The following is a 14,966-nucleotide window of genomic DNA, read 5'->3' as shown; positions in this document are numbered from 1 at the left end:
GATGAGACTGTCACCAAGACAGCCTTCAACGCCGCATTCGAGCGGACGTGTATCTCCCGCTACTTAGGACGGCAACTCTCTCCGGCCTCTTGGCAGTGTACCGCCGTCCAATCGGCGATAACCGGTGCTTTCTTTATGCCTTTTTCGGAGGGGGGATTGAATGGGCGCAAGACGGATCGCGGGCATCACGGTGGAGATCGGCGGCGACACCACAAAGCTGACCACCGCCCTCAAGGATGTGGACAAGGCCCTCTCCACCACCCAGAGCAGCCTCCGGGATGTCAATAAGCTGCTCAAGCTGGACCCCGGCAATACAGAGCTGCTGGCGCAAAAGCACAGGCTGCTGGGTGAGGCCGTTTCCGAAACCAAGGAGAAGCTGGCCACGCTGAAAACGGCAGCGGAGCAGGCCAATCAAGCCCTCGCCAATGGGGAGATCACCCAATCGCAGTATGACGCTCTCCAGCGGGAGATCATCGAAACTGAACAGAAACTCAAGGATTTGGAGCGGCAGGCGGAAAATTCGTCTGTCGCTCTTCAAAAAATCGGGCAGGTTGGCGACAAGCTCCAAGCCGTGGGCGATAAGGTATCCGGGGTGGGTGAGACGCTCACCAAGTCGGTCACCGCTCCCGTGGTGGGCCTCGGCACTGCCGCTGTTGCCACCGCCGCCAACTTCGAGTCCTCCATGTCCCAGGTGCAGGCCACCATGGGCATTACCAAGGACGCCATGTCCACGGTCAACGGCGAAAGCGTCAACACCATGGACACCCTCTCCGCCCTCGCCAAGCAGATGGGCAGCGAGACGGCCTTCTCCGCCAGCGAGTGCGCCGAGGCTTTGAACTACCTCGCCCTCGCCGGATATGACACCCAGGAGATGTGCGACACGCTCCCCACCGTCCTCAACCTGGCGGCGGCTGGCGGTATCGACCTGGCCTCGGCCTCCGACATGGTGACAGACGCCATGTCCGCTTTGGGCATGGGTACAGACGAGGCCACCACCATGGTGGACCAGATGGCAAAGACCTCGTCCACCACGAACACCTCGGTGGCCCAGCTTGGCGACGCCATCCTGACCATCGGCGCTACGGCGAAGTCCGTCAAGGGCGGCACCGCCGAACTAAACACCGCTCTCGGCATCCTCGCCAACAATGGCATCAAGGGAGCCGAGGGCGGTACGCATTTGCGCAATGTCATTCTCTCCCTGCAAAACCCCACCGATAAGGCCGCTGCCTGCATGGAGCAGCTTGGCGTGGATGTGTACGACTCCGAGGGCAATATGCGCTCCCTCAACGATGTGCTGGGCGACCTCAACACTTCAATGGACGGCATGACCTCCGCTGAGAAGTCCAACATCATCGCCACCATCTTCAACAAGACCGACCTCGCCGCCGTCAACGCCCTTCTCGCCAACACCGGCGAGAGCTGGGATAGTCTCCAACAGTCCATCACCGAGAGCGGCGGCGCGGCCCAGCAGATGGCGGATACACAACTGGACAACCTCCAAGGCCAGCTCACCATTCTGAAGTCGGCTCTGGAGGGCCTCGCCATCTCCATCGGGGAGCTGCTCATGCCGGTCATCAAGAACATCGTGGCTGGCATCCAGTCCTTCGTGGATTGGCTGAACAGCCTGGATGAAGGCACCAAGCAGACCATCGTCACCATCGGCCTGATCGTTGCGGCGGTGGGGCCTGTCCTCATCGTCATTGGTAAAGTGATCTCGGCGGTCGGCACCATCCTCTCGGTGGTGTCCAAGATCGGCCCGGTCATTGGTGCGGTCAAGACCGCTGTTACCGGCTTGTTCACGCTGCTGGCGGCAAACCCCATCGGGCTGGTGGTCGCGGCCATTGCTGCCCTCATCGCCATCTTCGTGACCCTCTGGAACAACTGCGAGGGCTTCCGGGAGTTCTGGATCGGGCTGGCTGGCTCTACTGCGGAGTGTTCGCTGACGAGGCGTTGACCGGCACGAAGGAGAACCGTGAGAACTTCCAGCGGCTGCTGGCCGAGTGCCGCGCCGGGAACATCGACCTCATCATCACCAAATCGATCTCCCGGTTCGCCCGAAACACCGTGGTGCTGCTCCAGACCGTCCGGGAGTTGAAGTCGATGGGCGTGGATGTGTACTTCGAGGAGCAGAACATCCACTCCATGAGTGCGGACGGTGAGTTGATGCTCACCATTCTGGCATCCTACGCCCAGGAGGAGAGCCTTTCCGCCAGCGAGAATCAGAAGTGGCGCATCAAAAAGAACTTCGAGGATGGCAAGCCCTGGTCAGGGCAGATTCTGGGCTATCGGTACGAAAACGGCGTCTACATCGTCAAGCCGGAGGAGGCGGAGATCGTGCGGGGCATTTTCGCTGACTACCTTTCCGGCATGGGGGTCGAGGCCATCATGAAAAAGCTGAACGCCCAGGGCAAGACCACGCGCAACGGGAATACTTGGGGCCGTAGCTGTGTGCGGAAGGTTCTGGGGAACTACTCCTACACCGGCAACCTGCTCCTCCAGACCACATTTCGAGAGAACCACATCACGAAAAAGACGCTCCCCAACCGGGGTGAGCTGCCCATGTACCATGCGGAAAACACCCATGAGGCCATCATCAGCATGGAGGATTACCAGGCGGTGCAGGCGGAGATGGCCCGCCGCTCCGCCAAGCACAACAAGACCAAGCGCGGCCCCGTCAAGTACCCATTCACGTCAATGATCGTCTGCGGCACCTGCGGCAAGGGCTACCGGCGGAAGGTGACCCGCACCGGCCCGGTGTGGATTTGCAGCACCTTCAACATCTACGGCAAAGCCACCTGCCCCTCCAAGCAGATACCTGAACGGACGCTGGAAAAGGCGACGGCAGAAGTGCTGGGGCTGGATGAATTTGATGCGGAGGCCCTCCACGATAAAATAACGGCTATCCGGGCCGAGGGGGGCAACACTCTGGTATTTTTTTTCAAGGACGGCACTCAAACCGTTAAACGGTGGACAGACCGCTCCAGGGCGGAAAGCTGGACCCCGGAGATGAAAGCCGCAGCCAGAGAATACGCGAGGAAAGGACAGGCGATGAGATCATGCCAGCAGTAAGAGCAGTAACGGTCATTCCCCCAACCATCAATCTTCATACCCATGCCCCGGCGGTGGCGGCGAAGAAACGCAGAACGGCGGGGTACGCCCGCGTCTCCACCGACAGTGATGAGCAGTTCACCAGCTACGAGGCGCAGATCGACTACTACACCCGGTACATCAAGAGCAACCAGGAGGCCCGATTCCTGGCTGCGTTCAATCAACTGCTGGATGGAAAGGATGCCTTGCTGGATGATTGCCGCATCATGCAGGATCACCTCACCAACTGCTCCGCCATTGACGCGGAACTGGACGAGCTGCTCCGGGAGATTGCGGTGGTGACGGAGCTGACCCAGCGGTGCATCCAGGAAAACGCCCAGAGCGCACAGAGCCAGGAAGAGTATGCCGAACGCTATAACGGCTATGTTGCGAGGTACGAGAAGGCCAAGGCCAGGGTGGATGCCCTCCAGGAGCAGAAAAAACAGCGGCAGGCCGAGGCCAACCTCATCGGTGGATTCATGTTCGCTCTGCATGAACGGGAGGTTGGAATCACGGAGTTTGACAACTCCCTCTGGCTGGCGGTGGTGCAGAAAGCTACAGCCTACCACGATGGGCGGCTGGTGTTCACCTTCCAGAATGGGATGGAGATTGAGGGATAACTGCATAATACTACAACGAACCCTCTCTGATCCTCAATGGATTAGAGAGGGTTACAGTTAATTGCAACTTCAGTTACACAACATCTTTACTAATGGGATTTTTTGTGGTATTCTGTCAGAGAACATTGTGTTAAGAAGTTCTCGGAAAATTAATTACCTACTTCGGATGTGTGAAATAATGAAAAAAATAACTATCGATAATATTAAGGGTATCAAAAATTTGTCATTTGAACTTCCTGCTCCTGGACTCCATGTTTTAACAGGCCGAAACGGAAGTGGAAAAACTACTCTGTTTACTTGTATCAGTAGAATTTGCAATAATAATGCTTATCGACTCGGATTCCCTTCAAACACTAATGATGCCTATGACATTTTTGATGGAACAATAAGTTATGAAGTAGACGGAGAATCCGTTACATACTCTAAGCGATCAAATGGTGAGTGGCGACCTAATCGAAGGAATTCATCTGTCCTTCAGCGGTATCGTTATCCTCAGATAGTAAATATAACCACAAAAAATGAAAGAGTATTTACTCAAGATGAAATTACGCCTCGGCGTCGCGGAACTCCCGATACATGGCTAAACAGTAAACTCAATACAATATTTGATACCAATAAATTTACATCAATGATTCGAATAACTACAGGAGACCTTCGTCGTGGGAGAGCTCATGTAATCAATGATCGGCGACGTAACATAGCATATGCCATACCGTTACAGAATAGCAAATATTATACTGAGCAGAATTTCAGCTTTGGTGAAATTGTTATGATTAATCTGCTGTATGATTTGCAGAACGCAGCAAATGGATCATTAATCTTAATTGACGAACTTGAACTCGCACTGCATCCAGCTGCTCAAATTCGGTTAATCAGTTGTTTGCAAGAATTAGCCCGCGATAAAGGGCTAACTATTTTGATTTCAACTCATTCATCAAGTATCATCAAATCTCAGAAAAACGTTATTTTCTTGGAGACCCAGCCTGATGGCTGCATCGATGTGCTATATCAATGTCCACCCGCTAAAGCAATAGGTGCTATTGGTATGAGAGAAGATACTAACCCCGACATCATCATATTAGTTGAAGACGTTATGGCAAAAAGTCTGTTTCATGCTTTAATGCAAAAATATATTTTATTGCAAGCAGAAGCAAGTTTCCTTGATGTCAGAATACTACCTATTGGTGGTTTCCAAAATGTTGCTAACTTTTATGTTGAAACTGATAACTATATTTTCTACGATAATGTCTATGTAGCAGCATTTCTGGACAAGGACGTTGAAACAGATATAATCCCTTACTCTGAATACGGAAATCAGGCAACAATCCATATATACAATGAAAATACTCAGTATTTTCATTTTCTTCCTTATACGCCGGAAGTCTTACTGGTAAAAGCGTTTTATGGTTTTAAGGCGAGATTACTTCAGGAACTTTCGATTACTTATTCAAATCAGCAATTGTCCTATTCCACTCCTCTTCAGTTTGACTTTGATGGGTATGAGGCTCCCCTTCCAGATTTTCACAACCAAGATGAATATAATTCTTGCATTCAACAGCGGGGAGTTTTTAGGTCTAAGTGTAAAGACGAGGCTGAGCGTATTTCAAGTGATTTGGCAAATCAAATCAATCAGTCAAAAGAGGAACTTTATAGGGTTGTGTTTAAGTTTGCTGTTGAGTATGTGATATCAAATCAAATTGATGTTCGCCATATTCTGTCAAGTACAATGAAACGTATTAGGAGATAGCACCTGCACACCCTTTCCAGTCTCTCTGCACACCCCTTATTATGCAGCACCAAACGGCAAAAAAATCTGCACCCCCTATGCGGCAAGGGTGTGCATTTGTATCAGAATCACCAGCACTTTTCATATTAAAAAGCCCAAGAGATGAGATAAATCTCTTGGGCTTTTTTGCGTGGTAAACCCCCTGTGTATGGTACGGACAATCCGGGTATGTCCCAGGCGCATAGGCGCTCGCAAAGAAAATTTTCCGATTCCCCTTGACAAATAGCGGCGGCAGGCGTATACTAGCACCATAGTTAGTCACTCAAGTAGTTAACCATTCTAGAGAGGAGGTGCGTATGCAAAAGCTGGATTTGAACGGGGAAAAACCCATTTTCCTGCAAATTGCCGAGGGCTTGGAAGATGCGGTGTTATCCGGCGCTTTGCCGGAAGGGGGGCAGTTGCCCTCCATCACGGAACTTTCCGTGCGGTATACCATCAACCCGGCCACAGCCTTAAAGGGCATCAACCTGTTGGTAGACCAGGGGGCAGCCTACAAAAAACGGGGTGTTGGTATGTTTGTGGCTGAAGGCGCCAGGGCCTTGCTGCAAAAAAAGCGCCAGGGGGAGTTTTCTGTCCGCTTTGTTGCGGCTATGGTAGCCGAAGCAAAGCGCCTGGGCGTGACCCGGCAGGCATTGCTGGATATGGTTGCGACGGAATTTGACCGCACAGAGAAAGGAAGGTAAGAGAATGGCCATACAGTTACAAAATGTCGCGAAAAGGTTTGGGCAGGTACAGGCCTTGAAAGGGATCAGCACCGTATTTGAGGAAAACCGGATATACGGCCTGCTGGGCCGCAATGGCGCCGGGAAGTCTACCCTGTTGAATATCCTGACAAACCGCATTTTCCCCGACGAGGGGCGTGTGCTTATAGACGGCGAAAACGGCCTGGAAAACGACCGGGCCCAGTCTAAAGTCTTTTTGATGAGCGAATCCACCCTACACCCGGATTCTATGCGGGTCAATGGGGCTTTACGCTGGGCGCAGGCCTTTTATCCCGGTTTCAACCACGAGTATGCCCTGAAACTGCTGGGGGAATTTGGCCTGCCGCCCAAATCAAAGGTATCTGCACTATCTACCGGTTACCGCTCTATTTTCAAGCTCATTCTGGCTTTGTCGGTCCATGTCCCCTATGTTCTGCTGGATGAGCCTGTATTGGGCTTGGATGCCAACCATCGGGAACTCTTCTACAAACGGTTGCTGGAAAAGTACGTGGAGGAACCCTTTACCGTGGTGCTCTCCACCCATCTGATCGAAGAGGTGGCAAACCTGGTGGAGGATGTGGTGATCATCAAAGAGGGGGAAATTTTGCGGCAGGAACCGCGGGAAATTTTACTGGCCGGCGGCTATACCGTGTCCGGCGGGGCTGCGGCTGTAGAAACCTACGTCCAGGGGAAAAAGTTGCTGGGGATAGACGCTTTGGGCGGCCTACGCACCGCCTATGTACTTGGTAAGCCTGACCAAACTGGGGAAACTGCCAAAGACCTGGAGTTTGGGCCTATGGACCTGCAAAAGCTGTTTATCCAGCTTACCAATTCTTAACTAGGAAATGAGGTATCTTCATGAAATTCAGCCCATCTTTCCGCTACCTGCTCCGGGATCAGCGCAATGCTATCCTTGTATACTACGCTGTGCTGGCCAGCATGACCCTACTCCCCCTGCTTGTAACGCCCTTTATCTCCATTGGGGACGGGGATGCTGTTTCCATCAACGGCACCACGGCCGTAACCACCGGTTTTGCTTTCATCCTCTCCCTTTGTGCCTTTAAAGAAAGTTTCTTGATGAATCTACAGCATGGTATCTCCCGGCGCAGCCAATTTTTAACCTGGCTGGCCGCTATGGGCACGATTTGCGTCATTATGGCTGTGGCAGACGAGGCCTACACCTTCCTGTTCAAAATGCTTTATGCCGCTTTCCCCGGCAATTTTCAGGCTGTATCCCTTTACGGGATGACATACGCCAACAGCGATGGCTACACCATGCTGCCTTCCATTGTGTTCAGTTTCTTTCTTCTGCTGTCTGTATGTTCTCTTGGGTACCTTGTCACGGTATTCATGTATCGCTTACACAAAATGGGAAAAATCATCTTCTGGGCAGGCGCGCCTACTTTGTTCATCCTGGTTTCCTCTTTTATCACCGCCCATCCCGGCCTTCGGGCAAAGGCCCTCACGTGTATCGCAGAGGTTTCCCGGTTGTGCTATAGTACCCTGCCCAGGATGGTGCTGACCTGCACCCTGCTTACAGCTTTCTTTTCCGCCCTCGCCTGGCTGCTTATGCGCCGGGCGCCGGTGAAGTAAAGGCCAAGTTTCCTGATGGCCGGCTTGTGTTGCGCGGCCTATCAGTATGGTTCCTACTAAATTTAGAGTATATAACCCACCTAAAAGCCGGTGCCCCTTTGCCGGCTTTTTTGCCGTTCTGGTTTCCGGGGCATCCCTTGCCTGGTGGCAGCGGCTTGCGGCCGGAATGCGCCATGTCCCTTTTGCTTGCCCCACTTGCCTTTTTGGCCACATCCTGCACGTTCCCCTTTCAATTTTTGTGTTTTGTGTATTACCCAAAACACATTTCAAAATAGAAATATAGGCTTGATTTTCTATCCGGCCTCACATATAATATACATAGTTGAATTATTCAGTAGCAAAAGCAAGGAGGCAAGCAAAATGCAAAAACGCATTTTAGTGGTGGATGACGATGAAATGAACCTGGCAAGAACAAAGATCATTTTAAAAAAAGAGTATGACGTGCTTTTAGCCAACTCTGGGATGAATGCACTTAATATGCTCAAACAGGAAAAAGTGGATCTGGTCTTGCTGGACATTGAAATGCCGAAAATGAACGGCTTTGTTACTTTTCAGCGCATGAAAGAATTTGTTGGTGAAATACCCGTGATTTTCCTTACTGCTTCGGGGTTAGAGGATGATGTGGTCAGCGCCATCAAGCTGGGCGCGGTGAATTATTTGAAAAAGCCCTTCCAGCCCCAGGAGTTGTTAAGGCGGGTTGCCCTGGAGTTTGAAAAGCAATGAGAAGAGAGGAACAGACAAGCAAACACTTGCTGCTGGCTGTTATTGTTACCATTTTTAGCAGCATTCTCAATTTGGTCACGGTTGCCCTGGGGTGGGAGCTCTGGATCATTCCGCTGGCAGCGGCCGGCTGTTTTTGCGTATGGTTTCTGCACATTGGCAGGGTCGGATCGGACACCCTGTACGAAACCCTATGTGCCGGGCTGCTGCTGGTAGAGTTCTTTTTCTTCAGCGTACATGAAACCAGTCTATTTGATATCCCAGCCATGGCTGGGATTTTGGTGTTTTCCCTCTTTATGCTGAACAAAAAATGGATCCTGCACGTGACAGTTGCCCTGTACGCTGTGGCGTTGCTGTACCACATTTTCGTGTTGCAGACGGTTTCCTCTGCCATGAAACCGCAGGATATGCTACGCCTGGGGCTTGGCGCGGTGGTGATTATTGGCGGGACGGCGCTGGCCAGGTATTGGATCAACCGGCGTACCGCCCAGCGGAAGTGGTATGAAAACATATTTGCCGAGTTGAGAACATTGAAAAAGCAGAACGCCGTCTTTTTATCCAATGTTTCCCATGAACTCCGCACACCTATCAATATGGTGATCGGCCTCAGCGAAGTGGCTCTTGGAAAGGATCCGGCCCCGGAGATCCGGTCAGACATTTCCTCCATCAAGCTGGCAGGGACACGTCTATCCAGCCAAATCAGCAATATGATGGACTATACGGAGATTGTAGCCGGCACATTGACCCCGGCTAAGGAAGAATACATGATCACCTCTGTGTTGAATGATGTGATCACTTCCACCGCTTTGCAGAGCAACCGGCAGCACCTGGAATTGGTGTTTGACATCAATCCAAAGGTGCCCGCTGTCCTGGTCGGGGATGCGGAGAAAATCTCCCATGTGCTGAAGATCCTGGTAGAAAACTCTATCAAGTTCACAGAGGAAGGCGGCGTGAACGTCCGTATTGGGTACCGCCAGGAGGGATATGGCATCAACCTGGTCATTGATATCCACGATACCGGGATCGGCATGACCAATGCCCAGCTTACCAAGATGTATGATGACTTTTACCAGGCAGACAGCGGCAGCAACCGCTTTGCGGGCGGGCTGGGGCTGGGGCTGCCCATTGCCCGGGGGCTTTTGAATGCGATGGGCGGCTTTATCCATTTTGCAAGCAAAACGCAACAGGGCCTGCACGCCCATATTGTGATCCCCCAGGGTGTTGTGGATTGGCGGCCCTGCATCACGTTGGCCCACGCGGACCAACTGTGTATCGGCTGCTTTTTTAAGCCGGATAAGTATACCTCTGACGAGGTCCGGGGCTACTATGACGGGTTGATTTTGAGTTTGATGCAGGGGCTGGGCATCAAAGGATACCAGGCCCATAATTTTGAGGGCCTGCTCAGGTTGCAGCACAGCCATGTATTGACCCATGTGTTTATCGCCCAGCCAGAATACGAGGAGAACCGGGCGTATTATGAAGAACTGGCACAGCAAAAACGGGTAATTGTGATTGCGGAGCGGGAGTTTACCTTGGACAGTAAAAGCGGGTTGCTTGTGATACATAAACCCTTCTCCGCGCTATCCGTGGCCAACCTGTTAAACGGCGAGGTGGGTGAGCGGGGATTTGCGGAGGACCAGGCTGCAGGCCGGAAACCCTTTACCTGTGTAGGCGTCCGTGCTTTGGCAGTGGATGACGAAGAGATGAACCTTGTGGTAGCAAAAGGCGTACTGGGTACCTACGGGATAGAAGTGGATACCTGTCTGAGCGGAAGGGGCGCCATAGAGCAGTGCGAAGACCATTCCTACGACATTATCTTCCTGGACCATATGATGCCGGGGTTTGATGGTGTGGAAACCCTAAAAAGGATCCGGGAGTTGCGGGACGGTATGTACCAGGACTTGCCGGTGATCGCGCTGACGGCAAATACAGTCAGCGGTGCAAGGGAGATGTTCCGCAGTGAAGGCTTTACGGAATTTGTCCCAAAGCCCATAGACCGTACCGTATTGGAGCGGGTACTACGGAAAGTGCTGCCTAAAAGCTGCATCCAATATAGCCAGACCCACGGAAAAAAGGCCGTTGTTGCGGATGAAACAACACTATCCGCTCCATTAGCCGCAGAGGAAAAGCTTCTTCCGCCGGAAAAGGCAGAGGGACCGGGGCCAGAGCACCAGCCGGATGCCGCCACTGCAAAAGGGCAACCGGCCTCCCCCTTTGAACAGTTGGCCCAGGCAGGCGTTAATGTGCAGATGGGGCTGGATTATTGTGCAGGGGATGAGGATTTTTACCGGGAGATGCTGCGGATGTTCCGGGATCAAGGGCAGGAAAAGCAAGCCGAGATCGTTTCCCTATATGAAAGTGAAAACTGGGCGGACTATGCTGTTAAAGTGCACGCACTAAAGAGTACCGCCCTGACCATTGGCGCAGAAAACCTCTCCGCACAGGCAAAAGAACTGGAGTTAGCGGGAAAAAGGGCCGACGAGGGCTTTATCCGGGCCCATCATGCCGCTTTGTTGCAGGCACATACAGATATGTGCGGGCAGATTGCCGGGATATGAAGGTTTCCGGCCTGTTTTTGGAAATACCGTGTTGGAAGGGATGTAAGACAGCGTGATTAAAAAATGGTTTGCACTTATCAATGATCACCGAATCAGCCTGCGCGACCGGATGTTCCGCCTTGTGACGGCTACTTGCATGGTGGCATTGCTACTCATTATGCCTATGGGCAGAAGTATCTGGAATATCCTGATACTGATAGTAAGCCTGGTGGCTATGGGGATGATCGTAAAAGCCAGCGTCCAGAAGGAACGTATCCAAACAGGCGCTACGGCCATAACCATATTGCTGCTCCTGCTGTTCCCCATCAGCTTTTTTTCAGCCGGCGGGTTTTACAGCGGGGTACCCGAATGGTTTATATTCTGTTTCATTTACGTCTGCCTGGCCTTACAAGGCAGGCGCATGGCTCTGTTTTTCACCTTATGCATGGCAGAAACATTGCTATGTTATACCGTTGCTTATTATTATCCAGAATTTGCCGCCCAAAGTACCCAGCAGTCCTCCTTTTTCGATTCAGCTTTTTCCGTCATCATGGTTGGTTTCCTGACCAGCGTACTGCTTATGTTCCTTAACCGGATGTATGAAGAGGAAAACGAGCTTTCCCAGCAGCAGAAAAAGGAGATTGAGGAACTGAACCGGGCGGAAAACCACTTCTTTTCCAGCATGAGCCATGAAATCCGCACGCCTATCAACACCATCATCGGGTTGAACGAAATTATTCTCCGGGGGGATATCCCCGAAGATGTGGCGGAGAATGCCCGGAACATCCAAGGGGCCAGTAAGCTGTTGCTTACGCTGATTAATGACACGTTGGATCTGTCTAAAATCAAGTCCGGGAAGATGGAGATTGTCAACGTTTCTTACGAAACCGGGGCACTCTTCTCTGAAATTGTCAACATGATCTGGATAAAAGCCAAAGAAAAGGGGCTTGAATTCAAGTTGCACGTAGATCCTTCCATCCCCAGTATGCTCTGCGGGGACGAGGTGCGCATCAAGCAGATCCTGATCAACCTGTTGAATAACGCGGTAAAATATACCAGCAAGGGCTCCGTCACCCTTTCCATCCGCTGCGAGCGCCAGGCGTTGAATCGGGTACGTGTATGGTACTCTGTAGAAGATACCGGGCAAGGGGTAAAAAAAGAAAATATCCCCTACATTTTCAATGCCTTCCGGCGGGTGGATGAGGAGAAAAACCGCTTTATTGAAGGCACCGGGCTGGGGTTGAGCATTGTCCAGCAACTGGTTGGGTTGATGGGCGGCGAAATTAGCGTGAACAGCGTCTACACCAAAGGCTCCACATTTATCGTCCGGCTGGACCAGGATATTGTAGACGAAAAAGAGTTGGGGACCTTTACACTGGCCTCCCGTTCGAAAAGCCACGAGGGTGAGCCGTACAGGCAGAGTTTTGAGGCGCCGGACGCGCATATCCTTGTGGTGGATGACAATGATATGAACCTGATGGTGGTTAGCAAGTTGCTGTCGAGCACCAAAATCCAAATTGACACAGCCAAAAGTGGCGCCGAATGCCTCAGGTTGACCCAAAACCATCACTATGACTGCATCCTGATGGACCATATGATGCCGGAAATGGACGGCATAGAGTGCTTGCACGCTCTACGGGCGCAGCCGGTGGGGCTGTGCCAGGAAGTCCCTGTGGTTGCCTTGACAGCCAATGCGGGCAGCGACAACCAACTCCTCTACCGTAAAGAAGGGTTCAGCGGCTACCTGGCTAAGCCTGTTAGCGGTACGCTTCTGGAGGCGGCTGTCCTGAGTATCTTGCCAAAGGAACTGGTGCATCTGAACGAAGAGGCCAGCCAGTCGGATATTGAGAAGGACATCCTCATTTTCGAGCAGGTAAAGCGCCGCTCCATTTTGGTCACTACAGACAGCGTATGCGACCTTCCCAGTTCCCTAAGAAAGAAATTTGGTATTTCCGTATGCCCGTACTATGTTTGTACAGACGAAGGGCGCTTTTTAGATGAGCAGGAATTGAAAGCGGATGAACTGCTTATGCACCTAGCCGAAGGAAGGGTCGGGTATTCGCAGGCCCCTGAGGTAGAGGACTATGAGCGCTTTTTTGCCCAGAAACTTACAGAGGCCCAGAACGTGGTCCATATCACTATGGCTAAACACGTTAGCAAGGGATATCAAAATGCCTGCGAGGCGGCAAAATCTTTTGAAAACGTCACGGTCATCGACTCCGGGCACCTCTCCAGCAGCATGGGGTTGATTGTATTGTGCGCGGCTTATATGGCAGAACACCATGCCGCAAAAGAAGAGATTATAGAGTCGGTGGGCCGTATGAAACGCTTTATCTCGTCGGCTTTTGTCATAAACGATACCCATATGCTATGCCAGGCAGGACGGATATCAAAGCAAATACAGGTCCTCTGTGATTCGCTGCTGCTCCATCCGGTACTTGTGCTGAAAAAGTCTAAAATGGTAGTTGGCGGCATGAAACTGGGTGGTTTCCCCCGTGTGGCAAAGAGTTATGTCCGGCAGTTGCTGATAGAAAGCCGGAACATCGACCGGCGCATCTTATTTATCACGTATTCTGGGATGGATGAAAAGAAACTCCAATACATCCAGAACCTTGTACAGCAGTACTGCCCCTTTGAACGGGTCTATCTTCAAAAAGCCTCGTCTGCCATTGCCAGCAACTGTGGCCCCGGTTCATTTGGCTTACTGTTTATGAAACGGGATGATGCCGCCGTTTCCTTTTTCCAAGTACCTGAGCAGGACCGCATCCGGTAAAACAGGAAACGCCCCTAGAGTTTCTAGGGGCGTTTCCTGTTTTATGCCTGCCGCTTTGCCTTTTGGGATAAATAGCTGTGGAGCCATGGCCTCGGCAAGCATTGCCTGCGCTGGATCATCCGGCTTTTATGCTGGCCTAGCGGGAGCAAATCTAATCCCTTGCTGCCTCCGGCCGCCCTAGATATAGGCACACCTCTGTGCCTTTGCCAGGCGCAGAACAAACCTCTACCCGGTTACCTAGCTTATCCAGCACTTGCCGGATCAGGTAAAGCCCCAGGCCGGTGCTCGTTTCGTTTAGCCGCCCGTTCCGGCCAGTAAAGCCCCGCTCGAAAATACGGGGCAGATCGCTGGGGTCTATACCAACCCCCTGGTCACGGACGGCCAACACGTCGCTTTCATCCATCGTAATGGATATGGTGCCCGTAGAGGTATACTTGACCGCGTTGGAAATCACCTGTTCCAGCACAAAAAGCAGCCACTTTTCATCTGTAACCACCCGGTTTTCGAAGTTGTCCAGCTCTAACCGCAACCCTTTATAGATGAACTGGGCCGCAAACTTCTTGGCGGCCCGGGCCGCAATGGGCCGTACGGGACACAGGCCCAACTGCAGATCTGCATTCATGGAATGTATCCGCAGATAACCCAGCACCAGTTCCACATAGCGTTCTGTTTTGAACAGTTCCTGACGCAGTGCGCCGGTATCTTCCGGGTCTGACTGCAAGATCAGCCCCATTGCCGATAAGGGGGTCTTGATCTGGTGGGCCCAAAGGGTATAATACTCCAGCAGCTCTTCCTGCCGGCCGGCCTGCTGCTGTTCCAGTTCCAACGCATACTGGCGCAACAACTCTATACTTTCCAGCAGCATCTGCTGGGAAAAGGGTTCGGCCAGCCGGGGCGGCCCAACAGGATGGGTCAGGTGGGGCGCCATATTGCGCAGCGCCTGACAGCGCCTGGCACTGCGGCAGTACCGCACAAAATCCGGCAGGCCGAACAAGCCGCAGGCCAGCACCCCCACTACCAAGAAACAGTAAAATAGAGGTATGGAGGGCAGGCGGTACAGCCAAAACAGCCCCGCTGCCGCTGCTGCCAGCAGAAGGCTACCGATAATGACCCGCCGCCGGTCCCATAGGTAATATAGAAATAGCATGG

General features: G+C 52.2%; 11 protein-coding genes. 10 read left to right on the top strand and 1 reads right to left on the bottom strand.

Features of this window, described 5'->3' with window-relative positions:
• Window positions 1-160 precede the first annotated feature (160 nt).
• From U8U01_RS08430 to U8U01_RS08385, 10 genes are all read left to right on the top strand, one after another.
• Window positions 161-1,954 (top strand): phage tail tape measure protein, encoded by a 1,794-nt coding sequence (locus U8U01_RS08430; protein ID WP_367575612.1) that lies wholly within the window; start codon window positions 161-163, stop codon window positions 1,952-1,954.
• A complete protein-coding gene (locus U8U01_RS08425) occupies window positions 1,933-3,069 on the top strand; it encodes a recombinase family protein (protein ID WP_322173313.1) in 1,137 nt (378 codons plus the stop codon). Before U8U01_RS08430 ends, U8U01_RS08425 begins: the two co-directional genes overlap by 22 nt.
• A complete protein-coding gene (locus U8U01_RS08420; RefSeq protein WP_322173311.1) occupies window positions 3,057-3,707 on the top strand; it encodes a hypothetical protein in 651 nt (216 codons plus the stop codon). The genes U8U01_RS08425 and U8U01_RS08420 overlap by 13 nt, the downstream gene beginning before the upstream one ends.
• Window positions 3,708-3,885: 178 nt before the next feature.
• The gene (locus U8U01_RS08415) at window positions 3,886-5,454 is read left to right on the top strand and encodes an ATP-dependent nuclease (RefSeq protein ID WP_322173309.1); all 1,569 of its coding nucleotides are present in this window, start codon (window positions 3,886-3,888) and stop codon (window positions 5,452-5,454) included.
• 335 nt (window positions 5,455-5,789) lie between these two features.
• Entirely contained in the window at window positions 5,790-6,176 is a 387-nt protein-coding gene (locus U8U01_RS08410; RefSeq protein ID WP_322173308.1) for a GntR family transcriptional regulator, read from the top strand.
• 4 nt (window positions 6,177-6,180) lie between these two features.
• Entirely contained in the window at window positions 6,181-7,032 is an 852-nt protein-coding gene (locus tag U8U01_RS08405; RefSeq protein WP_322173307.1) for an ATP-binding cassette domain-containing protein, read from the top strand.
• Window positions 7,033-7,052: 20 nt separating this feature from the next.
• Entirely contained in the window at window positions 7,053-7,787 is a 735-nt protein-coding gene (locus U8U01_RS08400) for a hypothetical protein (RefSeq protein ID WP_322173305.1), read from the top strand.
• 360 nt (window positions 7,788-8,147) lie between these two features.
• Entirely contained in the window at window positions 8,148-8,510 is a 363-nt protein-coding gene (locus U8U01_RS08395) for a response regulator (protein WP_322173304.1), read from the top strand.
• Window positions 8,507-11,065, top strand: coding sequence for a hybrid sensor histidine kinase/response regulator (locus U8U01_RS08390; protein ID WP_322173302.1), 2,559 nt, complete (start codon window positions 8,507-8,509; stop codon window positions 11,063-11,065). Before U8U01_RS08395 ends, U8U01_RS08390 begins: the two co-directional genes overlap by 4 nt.
• 52 nt (window positions 11,066-11,117) lie before the next feature.
• Window positions 11,118-13,817, top strand: a complete 2,700-nt coding sequence (locus tag U8U01_RS08385) for a DegV family protein (protein WP_322173300.1) — start codon at window positions 11,118-11,120, stop codon at window positions 13,815-13,817.
• A gap of 151 nt (window positions 13,818-13,968) precedes the next feature.
• Here U8U01_RS08385 and U8U01_RS08380 read toward each other — a convergent pair whose 3' ends face one another.
• Window positions 13,969-14,964, bottom strand: coding sequence for a sensor histidine kinase (locus tag U8U01_RS08380; protein WP_322173298.1), 996 nt, complete (start codon window positions 14,962-14,964; stop codon window positions 13,969-13,971).
• Window positions 14,965-14,966 lie beyond the last annotated feature (2 nt).

This window comes from Acutalibacter caecimuris (assembly GCF_034335085.1).
Taxonomy (GTDB): domain Bacteria; phylum Bacillota; class Clostridia; order Oscillospirales; family Acutalibacteraceae; genus Acutalibacter; species Acutalibacter caecimuris.
The sequence above is the reverse complement of the archived record's forward strand: the minus strand, read 5'-3'. Positions and strand labels throughout refer to the sequence as shown.